The 361-nt window shown below is 56.2% G+C and carries 1 protein-coding gene; it reads left to right on the top strand.

Annotated features, from left to right (window positions below; genetic code table 11):
* The coding region (locus DW640_RS24240; protein ID WP_233525482.1) for a DUF4138 domain-containing protein at window positions 1-361 on the top strand (361 nt) is incomplete at both ends.

Here is a 361-nt window from a genome sequence, read left to right as displayed (position 1 = left end):
ATATCACGGGCTGTCACGCAAGCTGACCTTCGACCGCATGATACCGCCGCACGGTCTGGAAGTGACCTACGACAAGACCGTCCACGTCATTTTTCCGGCGGAGGTGCGCTATGTCGATTTAGGCTCGCCCGACCTGATTGCCGGGAAAGCCGACGGAGCGGAGAACATCATCCGTGTGAAGGCTACCGTAAGGAATTTTCCCAACGAAACGAATATGTCCGTCATCACGGAGGACGGCAGTTTCTACACCTTCAACGTGAAGTACGCCGCCGAACCGCTGTTGCTCAACGTGGAGATGTGCGACTTCATCCATGACGGCAGCACGGTGAACCGCCCGAACAACGCGCAGGAAATCTATCTG

Origin of the sequence: Bacteroides sp. AM23-12, from assembly GCF_003434395.1 — a bacterium.
Taxonomy (GTDB): Bacteria; Bacteroidota; Bacteroidia; order Bacteroidales; family Bacteroidaceae; genus Bacteroides; species Bacteroides thetaiotaomicron.
This window is presented reverse-complemented; position numbering and strand designations above follow the sequence as displayed.